This window comes from Colwellia sp. NW0002-52-1, assembly GCF_057550865.1.
On record NZ_BAAJLU010000003.1, the window covers coordinates 262,587 to 287,278 of the forward strand.

Below are 24,692 nucleotides of genomic sequence, written 5' to 3' on the forward strand. Positions count from 1 at the left end.
ATTACTGTCCCAAAATACCGCTAATAGATAAACCTTGTGCTGTCACTTCTTGGCCCACTTGATGGGTATAATGCATACTATCTCCTGCTATAGCAACAAACCCTAAGCCGGAAAGTGTACCAGTAACAAATCTTCCGACAGCATATCCCATATTATGAGTGCTAGAGGTTACATGGCTCACTAAGGCTTGGTTCGCATAGCCCCTTGCATTCCCATTAGTAGCATAAAGATTCACTGCTGAGTACATTGCTCTAGATTCCATATTCGTCATACTTTGTACATATATATTTGAATCGTATTCCCTAGCCGCTTGATATCCAAACCTATATGAACCTCTAAATACTGATGATGCACCATCATACATTCCACCAAAATAAGAGAATATATCATCTCGGACCTGTCCACTTAGCAAACGATTCCAAATAAACTTCCCAAACCCTTCTTGTTCTTGCTGATTATGAGCTTCATCATTGAATCCTCTAGAAAATGCCCCTGTTACAGCACCATTTGCAAACTTACCACCTGTTATTGAGGATGCAGTACCGCCAACTACTGCGCTCGCGACAACACGTTTGATTCGATTAGCAGTATTGTACCAATCACTATGTCTAACTCCATTTATCTCTGGACCAATCTGATCAATAGTTACGGCCATAGCTTGTGTTAAACCAGCAGCAGCGAAACCATGACCAAACTTACCGCCATTTAACACACTCATTACTCCACCAGCAATAGCATGCGCAGCTACTTTAGCGACTCTTGCTCCTGTTGTAAGTGCATTTGTTAATCCTCCACTAGCGCTAGTTGTATAACAACTACTACAGTTAGCTTGGCTAAACGCATTTCCTATTCCGTAAAATACCCCCGCACTAAACGCTCCAACTAAGGCTCCTTTGAGGCTGCCCGTGGCTATACCCCCAGCAACAAAACCTTTGAGTAAGGTTGCTCCGAAACCTTGTGCTCCGGGTATGAACATCATGGCAATTCCAACAAATGGAGCAAATTTCCCAAGAGCTTTATTCAGTTTTTTAAACAACTTATTAAAGAAATACCCACTTGGATCGGTATAACTCATCGGGTTATTCAGCACGTAACTATAACGGTTATAGTTTTGACTATTCATCGGTGCCTGAACAAACGGATCAGCCTGCAAAAACCTCCCCAAAGTTGGATCATAAGTCCGCCCGTTCATATGAATAATATCCATATCATTAATCATTTTATGACCCGTATACCCCCTACTAATACCTGGGCTTGAATAGGCACTAAAAATACTATTACTGTGTACGTTGTATTGCTTGCCCCAAGGGTCATATATAAATTGTTGTACTAGGCTACCACTGGCATTCGTTATCGATGTGGTTGAACCTTGATGATCTTTATGCAAATAGAATTCATCGTTAGCATTATTGCTACGCTCGGTTATTACTACATTACCTACGTAAAACTTATGCTCTGTAATACCGCTGGGTAATTTAACTTGTTCATATCCGCCTAAATACAGGGTTTTAGTCTGTTTACCGCTTCGCGTATCAACGCGTTTATATACTTCTCTATTTGGACCGTAGGTAAATGCTGTTTTGCTAGTACCTTGGCTAATCAAATAAGGCTTATCAAATAAGGCTTATCAAAATTAGTATAGCTTGAAATTCGCTTACCATCATTTACTACATTACCATTGTTGTCATAAGTCAAACTGTTTCGTTGTTGGCCACTGTAATTACTGCGTTGGTAAACACCTAATAAACGATTCGTTTTATTGTTGTCATATTTATAATAGCCTATAGAAGTTTTATATTTAATATTCCCCCAATCGTCATAGCGATAGATTTCATTCATTCGATATCGACTCGGTAATTGATAATATTGATTATTAGTGTTATCAGAAACTGAGGCGCTTGCCATTGTTACCCCAGCTCCATCTAAGCAGGCAGGAGGTAATGGAGCGGGCCCTGGCATTGGCTTAGTAAAACTCATTCCTGAGGTAACTTTCATCATAGATTGGCTTAATAATAAATTACCACCACCCCCACCACCATTACATGGGTCTATTGGATCAACTGGATCTATACCAACACCATCGCCATCATCTGAAATAGCTATACTGCGATTTGTAATGCGACTTAGGTCGTCATAAGTATAATGTTCAGAAAAATTACTACGATTTCCTAAGCCAAAAAATACGTTGCGCTCGCTTAGATTACCTATTTTGTCGTATTGATAATCAAAGCCGTGTAAAGTCAATATACCTTTATTTGCATCTACACTCTTTAACCAACCAGTATCCGCGTAATAATCGAGAGACTCAGATGTACCATTAGCAAATTTAATTCTTGTGGCTTGACCTCGACCATTAACGTTTTCGACATGACGATAAACACGACCAGTTCGATGATTTAATTGCTTATTCATGTAGCCATTTTGATAGGTATTTCTGACTATAAAATTATTAGCTGGGTAACTTTTGGTATAAAGTCTATTAAAATTATCGTGTGTGGTTGTTGATGTGTAGTTTATACCTTCAACTTTAAGGGTTTGCTGATAAGGTAAACCGTAACTATGATATGTTTGAGTTTGCATGTAACTTGAAGGCGTTGCTGTGCTACAAGCTTGGTTTTGTCCCTCAAAGTAACGTAACTTTTTAAGTTTACCCACACTGTAACTAGACTTGTCATTATTATTACCAAAGTCCCAACAAACCGTACTACTAGCATCATAACGCCTTGTTTTTCTTCCTAAAATATCATAAGTAAAACTTACTGATTGTGACTTAGCATCAGTTTGATTTAATAACTCTCCAAACCCACTATAACTATATCGCCATAAACCTTTATCTTGGTCATTTGTTGTCAGTTTATTGCCATAAAGATCATAGGTATTTGAAGTGCGTAAACTACTTACATTACTCGTGTTAATTGCACGAACGTTTAGTAATTGACCATAAGCATTGTATTGATACCTAAGTTCATTCCCAATAGCATCGAATATTTGAAAGTTTTGGCCTAAATAATTTTTTATTATTTCTGTGCGATGGCCTTTGTCATTAATTTGAACGCTTTGCAGACCATAACGCTCAACTTCAGCATAGCCCCCATTTGCATTGCGGGTTTGTATTACTCGACCTAAATCATCGTAAGTGGGCTGAGTATAATAATTACTCGCGCTATTTTTACCTAGTTCATAACTACGTTTAACTCTTCCTTGTTGGTCATAGGTAGCTTTAGAAACACTCCAGTTACCATCTTGTAATTTAACTCTCGACTCTATTTCGCGGCCCCAGGCATCAAGAAATTTTTGTTTTTCAGGGCGGCCATCGCTTAACGTTCGAATACGAACAAAAGCTTGGCTATTTGCACAGTTAGTGTTTGCGCAATAGTCTTGATAATTGTAACTATATATTTGGCTTTTACCTGTGAGTCGACTTTTAGTTGGTTGGCCAAGCAGATTTTGATATTTACGACCTTGCAATCCATTAGCGTCAGTGGTGTCAGCATAATCAATCAAACCTCTTACGGAGCTTGCCGAAACGCCATTATATTTAAATGTTGTTGTCTCATTTAAGTGATTTTTAACTGAGGCAACATAACGATAACGACTATCATATGTGGTATAACTTTTTCTGGTTTCAAAGTTACTTCCGGTATTAGTTTTAGCAGCACTAGACCATGATTCAACTTTATTTCCTGCCGCATCATAAATAAGTGTGCTGGTGATTTTCGTTTTATTATTTTCAGGTGAAATCGTTGATGATTTAAGTAATAAGCTACCTGAGTAGTAGGTAAATGAACTTTGTCGGCTGATATTACTTTTTAAACTATTATTTTCATAAAGTCTTTTTGATACAGTACTATGGGTTAGCCTTCCTTTTTGTTTATACAAAACACTACTGCCATAGGTGTTTGTTGTATCAGTAACAAGTTTATTTGTACTGTTTTGTGCGTCTGACATGGTAATGGTAGAAGAGTTAACATTACCGTAGCTGTCATACGAAAAAACACTTCTTGTGGTACTAATATTGTATTGGCTGTTATCACTGCCTAAACTGTTATTTTGCTCTGTGCTAGTAGAGATAAAAGGCATAATGCCACCACTATTAGTGGTTCTAGAATTTAAAATATTATTTGAAGCATTTAAAATAATATTGTTTTTCATTTGTAAGGTACTTAACGGCATACCTACGAATGGCCAATGTTGATGGTAAGCAGTTTCAGTAATTATGCCTGATTGATTATCCGTTGTGCGTAATACTTCAAAACCCGCTAATCCACGACCTTTTTTATGGAGCAGTAAACCACCATATTGATAATCTACATTAACACTATCAGTTACAGAGGTTTGAGTACTTACGTTATCAACTACATAAAAAGCGGCTTTGGGCGAAAAATAATCACTATTGCTATTAAAACTAGAGTTTTGTCTAAAATATACGTTTGTGTCGGTAATGTTTTTATATGATATGGCGGTATTAACACCCCAACCATTTGTGATGCTGTTTATCGCATGGTCTTTTTTATTAGGGTATGAAGCTAAATAAGTTTTCCAGCCAGAATCATTAGTCGTTGTTAATAAATCAATTTTGCCATCAGCGTTCATGTCACCAAATCGAACAGCAGAATTTTTAGTGAATGATTTAGTTCCTCGTTTTTCAAATATTATTTTATTGGCTGACGGGCTTGGTCGAGAAAGAATTATATGCCAGTTTGTTGATGAGGCTGGGTAAAGAATATCTGCCCTACCATCACTGTTTAAATCAATGAAGTACATTAGATGATCTAAAGTATCACTAGTCGATAACCCCATAGATTGCGGACCAAGAAACTCAATACCATTAGATAATCTATAATACCAATTCGAGCCAATTTGATAGACTAAATCTGTATAGCCATCGCCATTTAAGTCTGCCACTCTAACGGTATTGAGATCACCTAAGTTTTGCTGTTGTACGTAATTATCACCGTTAGAAACTAATAATTGATACATTGAAGAATTGTCTATATACCATGTGCCACCGGCATCTTGGCACTCTCCTTTGTAAATAATATAACGAGGGGCAACACTACAGCTATGCGTTCTAGTTGACACTTTAATAACGAGATCGCTGCGACCATCGCCATTTACATCAACACCAGATGCATTTTTAATATTCGCAGATTTTCTAACTAGCTCTTTTGCGAAGAATTCGCTGGATGTACTATGCGATGAATCACCAACATTACTGTCATGAATGAAATTACCACTGCCCGCGTTATTAATATAAGCCTGTAATCTTCCACTTTTACTAAAAATGATATCTTCTAAACCATCGCCATTTAAATCTGCTACTTGTGCATTGCCTTCTAAGCCGGTGGCGCGCACACCAGTATTTACAATAGTTAAATTAGACGCCTGCTGAAAATTTTCACATTGATGCTCATAACTAGGTTCAGTTTCACATTTGTTTACAGTAGCGACACTAGGTACATAAGAAATAATCGTCCAGTTGCTTGTTTCACTATTCGCTACCAGTAAATCACGTTGACCATCTCCATTATAATCAATGGTTTGAGCAAACTGCTTTTTAGCTACACCAATACTTGAAAGTCGTGTATTGCTATTATAATAAGGCCCTAACCTTACATACCAATAGCTCCCTGATGGGTAAACAATATCGGAATAGCCATCACCATTTAAATCAATAATGTGATTGTAATTTCGATTATCAGACTCACCTTTTGTTGTTGAATATGCACTAAAAGGTGTGAAGTTTTCGGTAATTGCCTTTTGGTATCTATACCCTGTTTCAGGCTCAGTTCTCCAGACATAACTCGTAGATTTTTCTGCAGGTTTCTGCCAGCCAAATGTGGTACCAGGAAGGCAATTATATTTGTTTATATCTGTACATTCTTGAATAGTTTCTAGGTAGTTTTTTTCTTCTAATACAGATGAAGTAAAGTAATTTAACGCGTAATGACGATATACTTCATGATCTTGAAAAACTGTAACACTTGCTAGTAATTTACTCATTGTTACCGGAGATCCCGCTGCCCAGCCAACAAATAATTTAGGATTATCGGTATAATTCAATACCACGCGAGCAAAGGGTGACTTGCCATCGGTACGACCGGTATAGTGAACTTCTTTTAAATAATGCTCACCTTTAGCCGAATCTTCATGATAACGAAAAACAATATAATTACCTTTTACATCTTTAATCGCTTTTAATGCCCATGTTTTGGCTAAGTTACTACTACCAACATTAATAAATGCATCGCCACTGCTTTCACTAGCGCCACCATAAACCTTAAGCCCGATAGACATAGATTGGCCCATACTGTCATTCGTATTCACGCTTGAAGCCAAACCGTAGTAGTGTATTTCGCCTGACTTTGTTTCAACAGTAAAAGCAGAGGGTCCTTGGCTAGTATTGCCATGCGCGGTTACAATACTAAAGTTGTCAATTTCACTGTGATATTTACCAGCAGACCAATAATTACTGTTCGATAAGGTTTTATCTGCTTGATTGCCCCAAGTAATTAAACGTTGGCCATTTAAACACAAGCGATCGTTTGCAGAATAACTAACATTCCCTTGTTCGTTATCTTGAGTCATATTTTTCGGGCATCTGGAAATTGACGATGCACCGTAAAAGTTCCACCCGCGCCCCATCAAACCATCACCACCATTACTATTATACGAAAAGCCAAGTTCAGGCTGCACGCCAGCGATGCCGGAAGGGATATTTAGTGGAACGTTATATGCGGCACTGCCTGTTTCATCGACACGAAACGATCCATTCGTTTGGCCAACATAGGTACTTGCAATTGAATGTAAAGAAAATAAAAGAAAGGTAATTATAAAAATTGGGCTGCAATATTTCATAGTAAAGTCCGTTTTACTGATTGAGTTTTATTGTTTAATTTTTATACATACTAGTAGAGAATATGGAATTGTAAACTTGAGAAAAGTAAATAAATTGAAACAGAACTTTCAATTAGGTAGTTAATTGCGTTAATCGCCTATTGGTGTTTATCGAGAGAAAACATAATGGATGTAAGGTCACATGCTTGATATTAATCAAGTTATTTAGAGCAAGGTTTGACATTAAAATATCTTAAATAGTCAGAAGAATATTAAATAATTTAAGATTTAAAAATTTTCAAAAAAGATCACTTACTTTGCAGAAGTTATACCAAATTGATTAATTTAACCTTCAACTTTGTCATAAGTAGCTATTTAATCGACTTGGTATTACACCTACTTTTAAAAATTTATAACTGAAATTTATACTTTCCAATTCCAATAATAACGCAAATTAACAGCCTCATATAATTTTACAGATATTCATGGAATAGATAAAAAAAAGCGTCTGCTTTATGCTTTGACGCTTGCTAATTTTTGTTCCTGTTGATTAGGTTAACTACTTATATAACCTATAGGTAATATCAAGTATTTTGCGCTAAAACTTCATTAAACCGTGCAAAGCCTTGTTCTAAGTCTTCAATTAAATCATCTACATTTTCTAAGCCCACATGTAAACGGATCAGCGGATATTCATAGGGCCAATCGGTTACTGTTCGCATTTTTTTTACGTTTGAAATACCTAAAATAAGGCTTTCAAAACCGCCCCATGAATACCCCATTTTAAAATGTTCCATACCATCTAAAAATGCTGTTAACGCAGCTTGATTACCTTTAGTTAATACAAAAGAAAACAAACCATTTGAGCCAGTAAAGTCACGTTCAAAAAACTCATGGCCAGGGCAAGAAGGCAGCGCTGGATGTAATATGGTTTCAACCTCAGCACGTGAAGATAACCAATTTGCTATTTTCAATGCACTGGCTTGATGTTGCTGTAATCGCACGCTTAAAGTTCTAATACCACGCATAGCAAGGTATAAATCGTCAGGTGATGTACATTGCCCCATGATATAACTACTTTCGCGTAATTGAGGCCAATGCTCTTCAGTGGCTGTTGCGGTACCTAACATTACATCTGAATGACCAACAATGTATTTAGTTGCGGCTTGTATTGAAACATCAACACCATGATCAAAAGGTTGGAAATTAACCCCAGCCGACCAAGTATTATCTAACATTACAATACAGTTATGGCGATGCGCTACTTCCGCTATTGCAGACACATCTTGAACTTCCATGGTAATAGAACCAGGAGATTCTAGAAAAATAACGCGAGTATTGGGTTTAATTAATGACTCAATGTCTTTGCCAATTAAAGGGTCATAATACGTGGTTTCAATATTAAGTTTGGCTAGTATTTTATCGCAATAATCACGCGTAGGTTCATAAGCGTTATCAACCATTAAAATATGATCGCCAGTTTTAACGAAGGCTAATATGGCATTGGTAATAGCAGCAGTGCCTGAAGGGTATAATGCGCAGCCAGCCCCACCTTCTAAATCTGTCATCGCATCACTAAACGCAAAAGATGTCGATGTACCGCGTCTGCCATAGAATAATACCTGATTGGTTTTATTCGCCGTGGCATGTTTCATTTCTTTTACAGAATTAAAAACTACCGTTGAAGCGCGTTCAACAGGCGGATTAACAACCCCACGAGTCCATTGTTTTTTACGGCCAGCGTTAATAATTTTAGTTTCTTTTTTCATGATAAATACATTCCACAGTTAATATTTTGCAATATTTATTTAGCTATCTAGCCATCTATAATTATTTATAACGTGAATTAACCTAAGAAGCACGCTTTATTTTGCTATAACTTAGTTATTGTATTTATTTGCAAAGTAAAATGGTTTCATCAGCTTGGGGGAATACTTACCGTATGAATAATCTCTTTGTAATAGTTCAATTCACTAGTGCTCAAATAAATTCATTTGGCTGTTGGTAATTTCATCAAAGCTGGTGTTAATAAAAGGTAAAATGGCATCTGCTACTGCTAATAATTGTCGATCAATATAAAACTGATAATCTAAAGCTGCATTTCTACAGCCCTTTGCTTGCGGACCATTAACGGTCATAACATATTCAATCCAGCCTTTATTTTGATATCTCAGCGGCTTACCCTGTTGCAGATATATTTCATCTGCTAATCTTGCTGCTCGCACATGGGGTGGTACATTTTTTACATACAGTTCAAGTTTTCGGCGTAAACGTTTTCTATAGTAAAGTAAGTCGTCATGTTTGCCCGCTAACGTATCAGCAACCATTTGTTTTATATAATCTATCACAGGTTCATTGTTGAAAATTTTCCAATACAAGCTGCGTTGAAATTGTTTTGCTAATTCGGTCCAGTCGGTTCTAACACTTTCTAAGCCTTTAAAAACTAGCTGTTGCTCTTCACCTTTTTTCACTAAGCCAGCATAGCGCTTTTTAGTACCCACATCTTGTCCGCGTATAGTCGGCATTAAAAATTTTATAAAGTGAGTTTCAAATTCAATTTCGAGCTCACTGACAATATTAAATTGTTCTAACAGTAGTGCTTGCCATTGTTCATTAATAAAACTTTGTAATGTTTTACCTAGTGCCCTGCTTTCTTCTGCCGTTTTTTCATCCCCCACATGCACAAATATCGAGTCGGTATCGCCGTAAATAACTTGGTAACCTTTAGCTTCTATCCATAATTTGGTGGTTTTTAAAATACTGTGGCTTCGTTTGGTTATAGAGCCCGATAAGCGTGGATCAAAAAATCGACAACCTGTTGAACCTAAAATACCGTAAAACGAATTCATAATAATTTTTATTGCTTGGGACAAGGCGGCATTTTTATCTTTTTTCGCAATATCACGCTCTTTCCAAAGCTCGGTGATAATATCAGGCAGAAAATGCTTATCTCTTGAAAAGTAAGCACCATCAAAGCCTTCTATTGCTGACTCTGGTGATTTTAATCCTTCAATTAAACCCATAGGGTCAATGTTAAAGCTTCGAATAATACTTGGGTATAGGCTTTTAAAATCTAATACCAACACATTTTGATAAAGCCCAGGCGTTGAGTCCATAACAAAGCCACCCGGCGATTCAAATCCTTGATCGCCATCACCCATATTAGGAGCAACATAACCACTGCGATGTAACTTCGGTAAATATAAATTGGTAAAAGCGGCTACCGAGCCACCCATTCTGTCGATCGACAAACCAGTTAATTGCGCCCTAAGCATGGCAAACTCTAATAATTGAGTATGCTTAAATATCAATATAACTAAACGGCAATCTTCTAGGTTATAAGCGGCTAGCGCTGTTTTATTATGATGAAAATTATCGGTTATTTCTTGTAAGCGATTATCAACATCGTCAACCTTTTTACCGATACCGAGCAAAGTATTGGCTACATTATCAAGAGAAAAACTGGGAAAGTTATAAGTCGCGGTTTTTAATAAATCAATACCATCTAAGATCACACGACCACTAATTTCGATAAATTGCTGCTCGCTCGCTTTATTTATACGCCAATAAGGTGTTCTACCATCTCGCCCTATGGCGAATTTAATGCCATGTAGATCATAACGTTTTTGTAATAAATTAAAATCAAAGTTAATAACATTCCAACCAATAATAATATCGGGGTCGTGCTCAGTAAACCAAGCGAGTAAACTCAGTAATAGCTGTCGTTCATCGGTTTGCCATATAATAACAACATCACTATTTATGGTTTGAGTTTGTGAGTTAGTTTGCTCGCGAGCAATCTCTTGCTCATTTGCAATCATCATGACTTGCTGACAATCTTCGCTATACAAACCAATAGAGTACAACTCGCCCGATAGAGAGCATTCTATATCAAGTGAAACGGTTGAAAGTGTAATGTCGGTTTGCTTAGTTTTATCAATAGGTTTGCACTTAACCTGCTCAAAACGTCGATAGTTTTGGTTATTACTTAAGTTAGTTGCTTGGCTAAGGAAAGAATGCCTAGTTAATTGTGTCTGTTGCCCCACAAAAGTAATATCGGCCGTAATAAAGCGCTCCATTAAAAAGCGATCATCGGGTCGAATATCATCTTCGTAACACTTAATACCTTTTTGCTTCAGCGCTTCTCGAGCTTGATAAAATGCTTTTAAGGTTAAAAAGTAAACCGCAGCTACCTGTACTTGATTAAATGTTTTTAAGGTTAGCGGTTTTATTTCAGCTACTTTAATACCTTGCTTAAGCAAAATATCGCTCGCATGATTTACATCATCTACTTCAACAAAAAACACCGCACGTTCGTTATCAATAATTAACTGCACTGGGCCCTGTGGTGTTTTTAGCCATAAGGTTATTTCGATATTATTATTGCGATCGTTAGCGCTACGCGTAAGTAAAAAACCACGTTGATTATCTAGCGACTCGGTTTGTGCAATAAATTGTTGTTCAGAAATTTGCATTAATGGTTCTAATTATTCATAACAAACTGTTAATATATACAGCAGTGTAAATCATCTATTGTCGATAGGAAACTACAGCCGCGATGTTAAGCGATAAAATTAAGCAAGTTATTCGAACTTCCTACAAAGCCATAGGTGAAAACCTAACCAACTTTAATCCGCGTAAGCAACAAACCTTTTTAATTGCTGAAATAGCTAAAACATTAGCTGGCGATTACGACAAAGCCCGTAAAATAATTACTATTGAAGCAGGTACAGGCACAGGTAAGTCATTAGCTTATGCTTTAGGCTCTATTCCTCTGGCATTAAGTCGTAACAAAAAAGTATGTATTGCCACGGCAACCGTTGCCTTACAAGAGCAATTAGTCGATAAAGATTTACCGTTTTTAAAAAAACACAGCGGTTTAGATTTTAACTTTACCCTTGCCAAAGGACGACAACGTTATGTTTGTCGACAAAAGCTAACGCAAGCGGTTGCAAACGACGATAGTCCTCAAGCAGGTTTTACCTTTGCTGAAAAACCACAAGCCAGCGATATTCGCACGTTAAATAAAATGCATAAAGCACTTACCGATAATACTTGGCCTGGCGATATTGACGCTTGGCCTGAGCCGGTAAATCATCATATTTGGCAACAAATTCAGGCAGACAAACACAGTTGCTTAAAACACTTATCTGAGCATAGTCATTGTCCATTTCATAAAGCCAGAGAGAGTATGGAAGCGGCAGATGTTGTGGTGGTAAATCACAGTTTATTACTTGCCGATTTAGAGCTCGGTGGTGGCCGAATTTTATCGGCACCTGAAGACACTTTTTATATAATTGATGAAGCTCACCACCTACCAAAGGTAACGCGTGACCATTCTAGTGCAAGCATTACCCTCAAGGGAGCCATTGACTGGCTTAACAAGTTGCAAGAAACCGGTGATAAAATAGCCAAGCTCGTAAAATCGAACAGCGCAATCTCTCCTTCGATAAAATTAGCTGATGATTGCCAGGATATTTTGGGTGATATGCAAAAAGTACTGAGTTTTATTGATAATAATCGCAGTCTTTATTTTCATCAATCTTCGTCTAATAGCACAATAAAACAAAGTCAAAATCAAGCGCTACAATATCGTTTTGAGAACGGTATTATTCCTAAATCTTTAAAAGATTGGGCAGAAGATTTAAGCGAAAGTTCTAAAAAATGTTTAGCACATTTAAACAAGCTATATAACATGTTGATGGAGTCGGTTAAAGATGGCGACACCCAAATGTATTTAGCTGAGCCTTTGTTAGCCGAGTCGGGTTTTATGATCCAACGCTTAGAAAGCTTTAATGCACTTTGGCAAATGTATGCGAAAACCGACAGTGAAAAAGGCGCGCCAATGGCCCGTTGGCTAGAGCAAATTGAAGGTAAACGTAGCGACTATCTTATAAGTGGTTCGCCTATCGAAGTAGGCTTTACTTTAGAAGATATGCTTTGGTCGAAGTGTGAAGGCGCGGTATTGTGCTCTGCTACAATTTTGGCTTTAAATTCTTTCGACCATTTCCGAAGACAAGCAGGCTTAAGAAACGACGACGGCAGTCAATATCAAAAAGTTGATTCGCCTTTTGACTATCAAAACAATGCTCAGCTTATAATGCCTAAAATGCAACACGAACCCAGTGCAGATGCATTTACTGATGAACTTATTGCTAAACTACCCGCTCAAATTGAACGTGGTAAAGCAACATTAGTGTTGTTTTCTTCGTACTGGCAAATGGATAAAGTGGTGACAGCCCTGCGTGAAAAAAACAAACTTAGCATTTTAGTGCAAGGTGAGCAGTCTCGACAAAAAATTATTGAAACCCATAAAGCACTTTGTGATAAACAACAAAACAGTATAATTTTTGGCACACAAAGCTTTTCAGAAGGGTTAGATTTACCGGGCGAATACCTTACTAATGTAATTATTACCAAATTGCCTTTTTCTGTACCTTCGTCTCCCGTAGAAGAAGCACAAGCTGAATACATTATTGCTAAAGGTGGTAATCCGTTTATGTCTATCTCGGTTCCCGAAACATCTAAAAAACTTATTCAAGCCACTGGGCGACTGCTTAGAAATGAAAAAGATTACGGTGTTATCGTTTTAATGGATAGACGTGTGGTTAATAAACGCTACGGTAAAGACCTACTGAACTCTTTACCGCCATTTAAGCGCATTATTGAGTAAACAACTTATACACAATAGCGTGTTAAATAGTTAAATATAGACTGCGCTTTAGGTGCTGTTAAGTTTAATAGCGCGTGCATAACTTACAGAAAACATGGCTGCATAAACGGCTGTATAATCGGCTGCATAAACGGCCTTACATTAGCGATTTTTAAGACTATTTAGTATAGAAGTAGCACTAAGAATTTTGTTTCAATAGCATTTTTTGCCGAATATAAATTTATAATATAAATGAATTATGCCCAAGCCTTTAACGTAAAGGGCTTGAAAAGCTTATGCCTTAACATTTAGCGATGCTGATCAATTAAAATGGTGTTTCCATCAGGGTCTACAATTGAAAAACTCGCGGGGCCTTTCTCACCGTCAATATTTTCATGTGTCACGGTTATATTTTTTGCTTTTACTTTACTGAGTAACTCTCTAACATCAGTAAAGCTCCCTAGTGCTTGTGCATTTTGATCCCAGCCAGGATTAAAGGTCAACAAGTTGCCCTCAAACATACCTTGGAAAAGACCTATATTCGTTGAACCGTTTTTCATAATTAAATAGTGATGTGACATTTCACCAGCGAAAACACTAAAGCCTAACTTTTCATAAAAGTCTCGTGAGACTTGCAAATCTTTCACTGCCAAACTAATTGAGAAGCAATCTAATTTCATTTTAATCTCCAATAATTAAAAACCTAGTTAAAAGATATTCAGATGAATAAACTTCAGCGTTTATATTACGATTACATTTCGACTATATTGCATAAATAATAGCGCATTACGTGTATAAATCGACCAAACGTATACATTAAAAGAAGCTTTTCAGAAATAACTGTAAATTAATGAAATTTAACCACAAGTACTCGGTCTTCTAGCTTTGTTACTAACATTTTTTTAATTTGAGGAATTTACATGTCGACAGATACTGCCCTAGCCAACAACAATATTCAGCACAAGCTTGAATGGTCACTTCTACTTTTACGCTTAGGTGTTTTTATCGTGATGTTTGTATGGACGCTAGATAAATTTGTTAACCCAGGTCATAGCATTAAAATATTTGAGCATTTTTATAACATCGATGGATTAAATGAGGTAATTGCTTATGTACTAGGGGCATTGCAGTTAGTACTAGTAATGGCCTTTTTATTCGGTATTAAAAAACGTTTCACTTATGGCTTAATTCTTCTAATGCATGCGGGCTCTACATTCTCAGCTTATGCGCAATATTATGACGTTTTTAATAATTTATTATTTTTTGCCGCATGGCCAATGTTAGCGGCTTGTGCAGCTTTATATTTATTACGTGACGCTGACACTAAGTTTACTCTAGGTAAATAATGTTTAAGCTTTAAAACGACTAAATTAAAAAGCCAAGGCAGAATCCTTGGCTTTTCTATAGCTAATGTTGAATGTAAAACAAAGCACTCAGCTTCATCTTATAACGATGAGCTAATAACTTAGAAGTTCTTTGCAGTTTGTCCACTATCTAGCTTAGTTTCATCACTTACTAAAGCCGTATTTTTTAACTTAATTACCACTCTTCTATCATAAAAGCTGACTTCTTTATCTGTTGATGCAACAACCGTTTTCTGTTCACCAAAGGCAAATAAATTAATACGTTCAGCGGTTACACCTTGGTCAATAAGTGCATTTTTAACAGCATTAATGCGCGCTAAAGAAAGCGCTTGGTTCAGCTCGTCACTGCCTTGTTTGTCGGTATAACCTGAAAGATCTAACGTTAAGTTTGGTGACTGTTGAACGATGCGCGCTAAACTTGCAATTTGCTCTTGATAATGAGGCTTTATTTCACTTGAGCCGGTTGAAAACTGTAAACTCATTAATAAATTTTGTGCTTGTAATAAACTAGCTGCTTGGTAGTTTTTCTCTAATGCTAACAATTCAGTTTGATAACGTTGTTCGGTTTGCTCAATTTTTTCTTGATAACGGGCTAATGATGTTTCATTGTTTTGTTTTTCAGCTTGATAGGCGATTGACAAGTTATCAATCTCGTCAGTAGCATTAATGTTTTTAGCAATAAAATTACCCGCTATACCGGTAATAAATGCGCCAACAGGGCCACCTAAAATAGCGCCAATAACCATTCCTGTACCAAAACCAATTTCTTCTTTAATTTGAGCTGAGCGTTCTTGTTCAGCCTTCACTTGTTTAGTTTTATCATAGTCATTTGCAAATACTGGGCTCACGGTTAAGGCAGAGATTAATGCTACGTTAATTAATGTTTTGCCAAATACCGATGTTGTGCCTTGGTTATTGGTGTTTGCTGATGCTGGTGTATTTACTTCTATATTAGTTAATTGATTTTTCATCGTAATTCTCTCATCGGTTGTTTACAAAATTTAAATCGTTAAATTTAAGTTTAAAAATATAAAGAGCCTAACGGGTTACTTAGTTGGCTCCGTTGTTTGATGATGTTATTAAACGCGAGAAAAACGACGGATAAAGGACGCAAAAATGGCAATTCACTGAGCAAATGTGGCAACATTATGGCAATTACAACATTTAGCAGCATCAGCGGTGTTTATTCGATATTATCTAGCTATATAAGCTATAGAGTTGTTAATCAAAAGAATAAAGGATGAATAATAAAGATGTCTAAACGAATCGCTATTGTCGAAGATGATGCCGCCATCAGAGAAAATTATGCTGATGTGCTTCGTATGCAAGGCTATCAGGTGCAAACTTACGCCAATAAAAATAGTGCGATGGAAGCATTCAGCCTACGTTTACCACATTTAGCTATTTTAGATATAGGCCTAGAGCATGAATATGACGCGGGCTTTGAGCTTTGCCAATGGTTACGCTCTAAGTCGACCACTTTACCTATTATATTTTTAACCGCGCGCGACAGTGATGTAGACACGGTTTCAGGTTTACGTATTGGCGCTGACGACTACCTGACAAAAGATATCAGCTTACCGCATTTATCAGCACGCATTGCGGCATTGTTTCGTCGCCAAGACGCCTTAGGTAAGCCACAACAATCTGATCACCTATTAACGATTGGGCCCTTAACATTAGATAGCCAACGCATGACCATACAATGGCAAAATCAACATGTTGAATTAACCATCACTGAATTTTGGATGTTGTTTGCCTTAGCAAAACACCCGGGTCATGTAAAAAACCGTAGCCAATTAATGCAAGATTCAAATATATATGTTGATGACTCCACCATTACTTCTCATATCAAACGTATTCGTAAAAAGTTCAACCAGCTTGATGTTACATTTAATTGTATCGAAACCGTTTATGGCATGGGCTATCGCTGGAATCAAAGCGCAGTGGAAACAACAGGTAGTTAAGCAAATATGGCGATGAAGTGGCGTTTTGGCTTAAGAAGTAAGCTTTTATTATTATCGAGTTTTTTATTTACCATTCCTTGGTTTGGCTATCAGTATGTTTGGGAAATGGAAAAATACCTTAGATATGGTCAAGAACAAACCATTATCGGCACAGCAAGAGCATTGGCAACCGCCATGCATGAACGGGCAAACTTATTTAATAACCAAGCAAGCTTTTTACCCAGTGTTGAAAAAGGTAAAGACTTATACAGCTATGGTTTATCTGCGCCCATTCAACTTGATGGTTTAAACCAAGATTGGCCCGATTTTGCTAACAAGGCGCATTTTTATCAACAAAACAATCAGCTTTACAGCCAACTTACACCTGAGCAATTATCCATAAACTTTACTGCTGCCGTAGGCACTTACGGCAAATATTTATATTTATACTTTGCGGTAATCGACGACAAGGTTATTTACCGCAACAGCAATGCGCGCAGCATTATCAATAATGATCATTTAGAACTCGCATTTATTAATCCAAAGGGAATATTTAGCCGCTTTATTATCAGCAATAAAACAACCGGCTGGATAGACGCTTACCGTATAACAGATGTTGAAAATAATATTCCTGTGCCCGCTAAACAAATTCAAGGCCACTGGCGTGATACTCCTCAAGGTTATAATGTTGAAGTACGGGTGCCATTAACTGAATTTAACGATAACATAGCCTTTGCCGTGCACGATGTAGATAGTCCGTTAGGTATTGTTGAAGCCTCGTTAGGATCTGCCGATCCAAGCTCTGCTGATACACTAGGCACTATCCTAGTGCCCTCGCCTGAAATTGAGCGCATTGTAAAAGGTATGAGTTACACTAATTCAAGTATTTGGGTTGTTGACCAACACCATCGCGTATTAGCCACAACGGGCAATATTAAGCAGGCTAATGGCGTATGGAATAAACGCGTAAATCTTGATAATAAGCGTGATAAAAACGCAGATGTTAATGTTATATACTCGGCGTGGTTAAGCTTTGAACACAACATTCTAAAACCGCTATATGAAAAAATACTAACCCAACCCCCCAGTAATTTTATTGATCAACTCTACGACTCAGAAAACCTTACCGGTAAACATATAGAAAGTGCTTTATCAGGTGAACCTATGTCGCAATGGCGTTTAACTACCGACCAGCAAGCAGTAGTATTATCAGCCGCCTACCCTATTTTTATTGACGAAATCGTAAAAGGCGCGGTAATTGTTGAAGAAACCACCAATGGTATTCGTACTTTAAGAAACCAAGCATTAGAAAAACTGTTTAGCTCAATACTGGCTATTATGTTATTGGGCGCGTTAGCTTTTTTCTTATTTGCTTCACGTATTTCAAATCGTATAAGAACGTTGAGTAATCAAGCAGAAATGGCCATAGATGAGCATGGCCGTATCAGTGGTAATGTTGATACGTCAACCACCAACGACGAAATTGGTGACCTTGCTCGAAGTTTTTCTACCGCCGTTAATCGCCTTGGGCAATATAATCATTATTTAGAAAATATGTCGTCGCGATTATCGCATGAACTTCGCACACCCATTGCGGTAGTGCGTACATCGTTAGAAACGTTAGCCATTCAACAACAAACAAAAAACACACAAAAACTAACTAATGAAAGCGTTGATGAAATCGTAAACAATAGCGAGGACAAAGCCGAACATAAAAACCCTTACCTAGTGCGCGCACAGCATGGGATTGAACGACTCAGCTTAATTTTAACCAATATGAATGAAGCAACACGTATAGAACAAATGTTGCAAAATACCGAAAAAAACGTCTTCGATTTAGCACAAGTGTATAACGGCTGTATGCATGGCTATCGTTTGATCTATCCAAAAGTTAATTTCTTATCAAATGAAATGACAATAGAGAGACTAAAAGTATCAGGCTCACCAGAACATATTGCCCAGCTGTTAGATAAAGTTATCGCCAATGCCGTAGAGTTTTCAAGTGATGAGAATGTTGAGGTCAGTGTCAAAGAATCAAATCAACAAGTAGTATTAACCATAAGCAATAATGGTGAATTATTACCCGAGCAAATGAGTGAACAGTTGTTCGACTCTATGGTATCTATTAGAACAAAACACAATAATGACCAACCACACTTGGGTTTAGGGTTATACATAGCGCGCTTAATTTGCCAATTTCATAACGGCAGTATAACTGCGGTGAATAAGCCCAACTTACAAGGCGTTGATGTAATAATAAAGCTGCCAATACTTTAATAAACCATAACAAATCAAAAGCAACAGCAAGCGTGTTTAATGTTTACCTTCACCCAATCCAAATAACTATTGATAGTCAAAGTTATAAATATTCTTCTCTTGGTGCCTTCAATATCACCGTAAGCTTGAAGCAAAAGGTTTACAGATAAAAAACTACAAACCGGATTGATATGCAGGTTATGAGAACTGAGATTAACTTTGACGGGCTACCATTATTGCCAACACACAATCCCAATATCGGGCTCTCTCGAATATTTTAACCCAAAAGTCTCTTAAATAAATATCCCGACATAATTCAAAATCACATTATTTTTTTATTTTCTTAGTAAAAGACCTGCTATACTTGTCCTAAGTAGGGAAGTAATTTTCTTATGTTTTATCGAACAGATTTAACGTAGATGTATATTATGGATAATTAATTTTATACGTTAATTTTATTAGGTAAATCATGTTCAATAAGAAAATTAAAAGCCAATTACTACAAAATCAAAAACTATTACAACAATCAAATGCTATTGTTGATTCGATTAAGAATAACGTCGCTACCATAGAGTTTACACCTGAAGGTATTATCATTGATGCTAATGAGTTATTTTTATCCATTGCCGGATATCAAAAATCTGAAGTAGCCGGTAAACATCATTCAGTTATGTGCCTACCCCATTATGCAAGTTCAGTTGAGTACAAAAGTTTTTGGCAAAAACTGAGAAACGGGTCAGCTAATAAAGGCACATTTCAACGTAAAAACAAACAAAATGACATTATTTGGCTCGAAGCAACTTACTTTCCTATCATAGATAATGGACAAGTAATAAAAGTCATGAAAATTGCTACTGATGTCACCAAAGAAAAAGTCGCAGCAATGGAGCAACAGTCAATTATTGGTGCCCTGCATCGCTCTCAGGCTATTATCGAATTCACACCAGATGGCCATATTATTACCGCCAACAGTAACTTTATCGATGCTGTTAAATATGATCTAGCCTCTATTAAAGGTAAGCATCACAAAATTTTTTGCGATGATGACTTTTATAAAAACAATTCATTGTTTTGGGAAGACTTACAACAAGGCCAATTTAAAAGTGGTCAATTTCTTCGTAAAGATAAACACAATAAAGATTTGTGGCTAGAAGCTACCTATAACCCAATATTTGATGAAAATAATAAAGTTGTAAAAGTCATTAAGTTTGCCAGTGATATTACTCAGAACATTGAACGTGAAGCACTCGTCAACAACGCTTCAATAATCGCCTACAACACCTCATTAGAAACGGTAAAAATTACCGAACAAGCATCTGAGTTATTAAATTCATCAGTAAAAATTTCAGACGAAATATCAGATAAAGCTAAAGTAACCAGTGAGCAAATCAATAAGTTAAATCAACAGTCAGATAATATTCAATCTATAGTTTCTACTATTAAAGCTATTGCTGATCAAACCAACTTACTCGCATTAAATGCAGCTATAGAAGCTGCAAGAGCGGGGGAACAAGGGCGGGGTTTTGCTGTTGTAGCAGACGAAGTCCGACAACTTGCTTCTAGGACAAGTCAATCAACCAATGAAATTGCCACAGTGGTATCCGACAATCAGGAAATTACTGCAAATGTACAAGACGGTATGAACTCGGTAACCACTTATCTTGATAAAGGCCAAGCACAATTATCAGCAGTTGCTAAAGTCATGGAGCAAATAAAAGCTGGAGCTACAAATGTATCGAATACTGTTGCTAGTTTATCAAACTCATGAAACTCATGATAAAATGCAAAGTACTTTCCATGAGTCGAAAGCCAGTGAGGATCACAATAGGAAAAATTGATTGAATAATCATTAACGCTAGTTTCTATTTTACAATACTTTGTTTCACTCGTAATCCTTAGATAGATTGAACATAGTGAAACTAAGTAACCAGCGCTATTGACACCAAAATTGGAAAAAATTACCAGTAGTAGCTTCAGGAAAAGATCTTCTTAATCCTTAATAATCAGCTATAGGCTACTTTAAGTACAGGAAAGTATTTATATACATTAGAAAAACTTAAAAGGCAGAAGATTTAACTGCCTGTATATCATCAAAGTCAAGATGAGACTATTAAGAAGAGTATCCTACTCAATACCAATATATTTATGTACTTGCACCGATAAGCGCCAGTTGTTTTCAATACATGTGGCAATAGCAAGTTCAGTTGCCCGTTGCTTTTGGCTAATAGGCTGTAAGTATATTTGTTTGTCTTCAACTTTATGTTCAGCTAATAACGCTTTTAAGTCGTCTATGTGTTGTTCGGTGCCAACCGGGTGTTTAATTTCGTTAGCGCGTTGCATAGCACTGGCTAAAATTTTGTAACCTCCACGCATATTTACTTTCGGTGAAACGGTTACCCAGCACTGCTCTGATACGTTTATTTCAAAAGTACCTGACGTTTCAACTTGGCAGCTATAACCTTGGGCTTCAAAATACAGGCACAACTCGATTAAATCTATCATGCAGGGTTCGCCACCCGTGATCACTATATGTTTAGCTTTATAGCCCTGTTGATTGAATATTTCGGCTATATTATCAAGTGATAAATTTGACCATTGTTCGGTCTCTTCTGACTTATTTAAAAGTGTTTCACTTGAAATTTCTAACTCAGGATGAATCTCCCAAGTATGCTTGGTATCGCACCAAGAACAGCCTACAGGACAGCCCTGTAAACGAAGGAAAATTGACGGTTGACCGGTAAAAGAGCCCTCGCCTTGTAGAGTTTCAAACAATTCATTTATTTTATAACGTGTGGTCATTACTTTAATGCTTAGATAATTTCGAGTAGAATGCGCAAGTTTTATATTATACCTCAAGAGAACTACAAATATGAGTAATAAAGTCGTAGTAATTTTTTCCGGCGGCATGGATTCATTCACGGTACTTAACCGCGCTTTAAAAGATGGCAAAGAAGTGTATGCTTTAACCTTTGATTATGGTCAAAAGCACGTAAAAGAAATTGCTTGTGCTAGCAAGGTTTGCCAACAATTAGGTGTTGCTCATAAAGTTATCGATATTTCTGCGATAAACCAGTTATTAGCTGGTTCATCGTTAACTGATGATATTGAAATACCTGAAGGCCATTACGAAGCAGAAAGCATGAAATCTACCGTGGTGCCGAATCGTAATATGATTTTATTGTCATTAGCAGTAGGTTATGCAGTTTCAGTAAAAGCTTCACAAGTATATTACGGCGCACATTCTGGCGACCATGCAATTTATCCGGATTGTCGCCCAGAATTTGTCATGAAAATGAATGACGTTTGTAAAATAGCAAACTACGAAGCTGTAGAAATTTTTAGTCCATACTTAACTAATAATAAGTCTGATATTTTAACTGATGGCTTAAAAATGGGCTTAAGTTATGAAAATACATGGACTTGTTATAATGGCCGCGAGAAAGCTTGTGGCAAATGTGGTGCTTGCCAAGAGCGCTTAGAAGCATTTGCTGATAATAATGTTACTGATCCTTTGGCTTATGAATAGCCTTAAAAGCAGCTAATTTTGCACAATAAAGAAAATAAGAAAGGGACAGTGTAATGTCCCTTTCTTATTTTTAATAAATGACGTTTATTCTACTAACGCTAATGACAATATTTAGCTTGTAAATAACGTATTATGTAAACGTTCTACAACTTGATTAGCATCAGCTTCGGGCACCAAGAAACAAAGGTTATGATTACTTGCACCATGACAAATCATACGTATGTTAAAGTCATTTACTTTATCAAAAATGCTACTTCCAACACCTTTAGTGCCATGAATTTTATTACCGATCACTGCAATTAAACTCAAACCATGCTCAACGCTGACTTCACAAAGCTGTTCTAGCTCTTCAACTACCGCTTTAGTTAATAAAGCCTGTGTTGAACCATGTGGGTTATCAAAGGTAAGCGCTACACTTATTTCACTGGTTGTGATCAAATCGACACTTAATTGATGCTTTGCTAATACGGTAAACACTTTTGCTAAAAAACCACTCGCATGTAGCATTTGTGGGCTCTTTACCGTTACAAGTGTTTGTTCTCGGCGCAATGCGATTGAACGATAAGTAGGATTAGAGTTTACTTCACGCTGTATTCTTGTGCCGCCAGAGTCAGGCTCTTTACTTGAACCAACAAATACTGGGATATCTTGGCGCATGGCAGGAATAAGCGTTGCAGGATGAAGTATTTTAGCGCCAAAGGTTGCCATTTCTGCGGCTTCACCAAAACTTATTTCATTAATTGAGCGCGCTTGATCAGTAATGCGAGGATCAGTAGTGAAAATTCCTACAACATCAGTCCATATACTTAAATTGTTGGCTTGTAGTGCTTCCGCTAATAGGGCTGCACTGTAGTCTGAGCCTCCACGGCCAAGTGTGGTGGTATTGTTGTCTTGGTCGCTGCCAATAAAGCCTTGTGTAACAATAACTTTATCATTCAGCAATGGTAATAATAACTGTTGGGCATTACTGGCTAACTGGTTTAAATCAACTTGAGCTTTACCAAACAAGCTGTCGGTTTTCATCACTTGGCGAACATCAAAATAGTGACCATTGACACCGACAGATTGTAAAACTTGCGCAAAAATACGTGAACTGAATTGCTCACCAAAAGCTAGAATTTCATCACTGTTTTTCATCGTGTGATTCGCAGCTTGTTGATCTGTAAAAACACGTAACGACTCTAGTAAGGTAACTATTTCGCTATTAATCGCTTCAAAATTGGTAAAATGTAGTGTAATGGCATATTGAATATCAGCAATATTACTTAAAATTTGCTCACGCTCATTGCTTGGCACATCTGCTTGGCTCAAACGCACTAAGTGATTTGTCACTCCTGCACTTGCTGAAACCACGACCACACGATTAGCCGTATTATTTTTAATAATGTCAGCACAACGTAACATGGCTTCAAAGTCAGCAACACTCGTACCGCCAAACTTTGCCACGGTAATATTAGTTGGTGTAATGATATTGGTTTGGTTTTTATTAGCAGACATGTAAGTTCTCCTGATAAGTGGTTTCAAGAACTTCAAAACTAATATTGTATGATAAATTTTCGATTGAGCTTACATCCGTTATTAACGGCAAAGAATAACAGTTTAACATAAAATATCTTCCTAAGAGCCTATTTACTGTAAGGTATTTTGTAAAGTGCAGTAAATATTCAAGGCTAATAACTAACAGGAAGAGCATGACTGAGCGTAGAGCGAATAACAATTAAAAGCTTAATTGAACGGTACTTTTCAGCCAGAAGCTCTCCACCCTTTACTAAAATATTAATTTTAGCGGTGACAGCCCTAAGGATTCAGCCCTAGCGACCGAATGCGATATCTCCCAGTATCAACATTCTCGGCAATTGTCCCCCTTGGTAACAGTCAAAGGATGGGATCCTCTTGTTACTTACCTGGCAATTGCGCCTCTTCTGGTGTGAAAATTATAATAAAAGCTATTGGCAATAAAATTAAACTACTCATTAAGCTGATGTAAAATATATTTTAATTTTCAACGCGGGTATTTAACCTTATCTAAAATTAAATATCAACAGACTTTTAGACGTCTAAACAAAATAATTTCCTATAAAAATAGCTACTGCTAATCAGTGACAGACTTG

At 37.0% G+C, this 24,692-nt stretch carries 13 protein-coding genes, 2 pseudogenes and 1 riboswitch; of the genes and pseudogenes, 7 read left to right on the forward strand and 8 right to left on the reverse strand.

The genetic code is table 11. The features are described from left to right. Position 1: 1 nt before the first annotated feature. The 4 genes from AC27H3_RS05385 to AC27H3_RS05400 form a co-directional block, all read right to left on the reverse strand. Positions 2-1,603 (reverse strand): RHS repeat domain-containing protein, encoded by a 1,602-nt coding sequence (locus tag AC27H3_RS05385; protein WP_487104352.1) that lies wholly within the window; start codon positions 1,601-1,603, stop codon positions 2-4. Beyond that, positions 1,600-6,858, reverse strand: a complete 5,259-nt coding sequence (locus tag AC27H3_RS05390; RefSeq protein WP_487104353.1) for a toxin TcdB middle/N-terminal domain-containing protein — start codon at positions 6,856-6,858, stop codon at positions 1,600-1,602. The genes AC27H3_RS05385 and AC27H3_RS05390 overlap by 4 nt, the downstream gene beginning before the upstream one ends. A gap of 563 nt (positions 6,859-7,421) precedes the next feature. Then, positions 7,422-8,606, reverse strand: coding sequence for a cystathionine beta-lyase (locus AC27H3_RS05395; RefSeq protein ID WP_487104354.1), 1,185 nt, complete (start codon positions 8,604-8,606; stop codon positions 7,422-7,424). 204 nt (positions 8,607-8,810) lie between these two features. Continuing rightward, positions 8,811-11,312, reverse strand: coding sequence for a DNA polymerase II (locus AC27H3_RS05400; protein WP_487104356.1), 2,502 nt, complete (start codon positions 11,310-11,312; stop codon positions 8,811-8,813). An 83-nt stretch (positions 11,313-11,395) separates the two neighbouring features. On the opposite strand from AC27H3_RS05400, the gene dinG reads away from it, so the two are divergent. Continuing rightward, positions 11,396-13,510: an ATP-dependent DNA helicase DinG gene (gene dinG / locus AC27H3_RS05405; protein ID WP_487104357.1), complete on the forward strand. Its 2,115-nt coding sequence runs from the start codon at positions 11,396-11,398 to the stop codon at positions 13,508-13,510. 287 nt (positions 13,511-13,797) lie between these two features. Here the strand turns inward: dinG and AC27H3_RS05410 are convergent, their stop codons facing one another. After that, positions 13,798-14,169 carry a VOC family protein gene (locus tag AC27H3_RS05410; protein WP_487104359.1) on the reverse strand — a complete coding sequence of 124 codons (372 nt, stop codon included), beginning with the start codon at positions 14,167-14,169 and terminating at the stop codon, positions 13,798-13,800. Between the two features lie 240 nt (positions 14,170-14,409). Between AC27H3_RS05410 and AC27H3_RS05415 the strand changes: the two genes are divergently transcribed. Beyond that, positions 14,410-14,835, forward strand: a complete 426-nt coding sequence (locus AC27H3_RS05415; RefSeq protein ID WP_487104361.1) for a MauE/DoxX family redox-associated membrane protein — start codon at positions 14,410-14,412, stop codon at positions 14,833-14,835. Positions 14,836-14,954: 119 nt separating this feature from the next. Here the strand turns inward: AC27H3_RS05415 and pdsO are convergent, their stop codons facing one another. Beyond that, positions 14,955-15,824, reverse strand: coding sequence for a sortase-associated OmpA-like protein PdsO (pdsO, locus tag AC27H3_RS05420; RefSeq protein ID WP_487104363.1), 870 nt, complete (start codon positions 15,822-15,824; stop codon positions 14,955-14,957). Between the two features lie 282 nt (positions 15,825-16,106). On the opposite strand from pdsO, the gene pdsR reads away from it, so the two are divergent. From pdsR to AC27H3_RS05440, 4 genes and pseudogenes are all read left to right on the forward strand, one after another. After that, positions 16,107-16,820: a proteobacterial dedicated sortase system response regulator gene (gene pdsR / locus AC27H3_RS05425; protein WP_487104365.1), complete on the forward strand. Its 714-nt coding sequence runs from the start codon at positions 16,107-16,109 to the stop codon at positions 16,818-16,820. A 6-nt stretch (positions 16,821-16,826) separates the two neighbouring features. Next, the gene (gene pdsS, locus AC27H3_RS05430; RefSeq protein ID WP_487104367.1) at positions 16,827-19,076 is read left to right on the forward strand and encodes a proteobacterial dedicated sortase system histidine kinase; all 2,250 of its coding nucleotides are present in this window, start codon (positions 16,827-16,829) and stop codon (positions 19,074-19,076) included. A gap of 448 nt (positions 19,077-19,524) precedes the next feature. After that, positions 19,525-20,286 (forward strand): annotated as a pseudogene (locus tag AC27H3_RS05435) (PAS domain-containing protein); the annotation flags it as partial. Between the two features lie 192 nt (positions 20,287-20,478). Further along, positions 20,479-20,823 (forward strand): annotated as a pseudogene (locus AC27H3_RS05440) (methyl-accepting chemotaxis protein); the annotation flags it as partial. A 356-nt stretch (positions 20,824-21,179) separates the two neighbouring features. Here AC27H3_RS05440 and queE read toward each other — a convergent pair. Next, complete coding sequence (gene queE / locus AC27H3_RS05445; protein WP_487104369.1) at positions 21,180-21,854, reverse strand: 7-carboxy-7-deazaguanine synthase QueE; 675 nt, start codon at positions 21,852-21,854, stop codon at positions 21,180-21,182. 70 nt (positions 21,855-21,924) lie between these two features. On the opposite strand from queE, the gene queC reads away from it, so the two are divergent. Continuing rightward, the gene (gene queC / locus AC27H3_RS05450; RefSeq protein WP_085306356.1) at positions 21,925-22,581 is read left to right on the forward strand and encodes a 7-cyano-7-deazaguanine synthase QueC; all 657 of its coding nucleotides are present in this window, start codon (positions 21,925-21,927) and stop codon (positions 22,579-22,581) included. A 111-nt stretch (positions 22,582-22,692) separates the two neighbouring features. On the opposite strand, the gene lysC is transcribed toward queC, so the two are convergent. Then, a complete protein-coding gene (gene lysC / locus AC27H3_RS05455) occupies positions 22,693-24,078 on the reverse strand; it encodes a lysine-sensitive aspartokinase 3 (protein ID WP_487104372.1) in 1,386 nt (461 codons plus the stop codon). 246 nt (positions 24,079-24,324) lie between these two features. Next, positions 24,325-24,511, reverse strand: a riboswitch (Lysine riboswitch). Positions 24,512-24,692: the final 181 nt, after the last annotated feature.

Excerpts from the sequence above, each read along its gene's own strand:
- pdsO (WP_487104363.1), bottom strand. The coding sequence starts at position 15,824 with ATGAAAAATCAATTAACTAATATAGAAGTAAATACACCAGCATCAGCA.
- AC27H3_RS05400 (WP_487104356.1), bottom strand. The coding sequence starts at position 11,312 with ATGCAAATTTCTGAACAACAATTTATTGCACAAACCGAGTCGCTAGAT.
- dinG (WP_487104357.1), top strand. The coding sequence starts at position 11,396 with ATGTTAAGCGATAAAATTAAGCAAGTTATTCGAACTTCCTACAAAGCC.
- AC27H3_RS05395 (WP_487104354.1), bottom strand. The coding sequence starts at position 8,606 with ATGAAAAAAGAAACTAAAATTATTAACGCTGGCCGTAAAAAACAATGG.
- AC27H3_RS05415 (WP_487104361.1), top strand. The coding sequence starts at position 14,410 with ATGTCGACAGATACTGCCCTAGCCAACAACAATATTCAGCACAAGCTT.
- lysC (WP_487104372.1), bottom strand. The coding sequence starts at position 24,078 with ATGTCTGCTAATAAAAACCAAACCAATATCATTACACCAACTAATATT.
- pdsS (WP_487104367.1), top strand. The coding sequence starts at position 16,827 with ATGGCGATGAAGTGGCGTTTTGGCTTAAGAAGTAAGCTTTTATTATTA.
- AC27H3_RS05390 (WP_487104353.1), bottom strand. The coding sequence starts at position 6,858 with ATGAAATATTGCAGCCCAATTTTTATAATTACCTTTCTTTTATTTTCT.
- AC27H3_RS05410 (WP_487104359.1), bottom strand. The coding sequence starts at position 14,169 with ATGAAATTAGATTGCTTCTCAATTAGTTTGGCAGTGAAAGATTTGCAA.
- queC (WP_085306356.1), top strand. The coding sequence starts at position 21,925 with ATGAGTAATAAAGTCGTAGTAATTTTTTCCGGCGGCATGGATTCATTC.
- queE (WP_487104369.1), bottom strand. The coding sequence starts at position 21,854 with ATGACCACACGTTATAAAATAAATGAATTGTTTGAAACTCTACAAGGC.
- pdsR (WP_487104365.1), top strand. The coding sequence starts at position 16,107 with ATGTCTAAACGAATCGCTATTGTCGAAGATGATGCCGCCATCAGAGAA.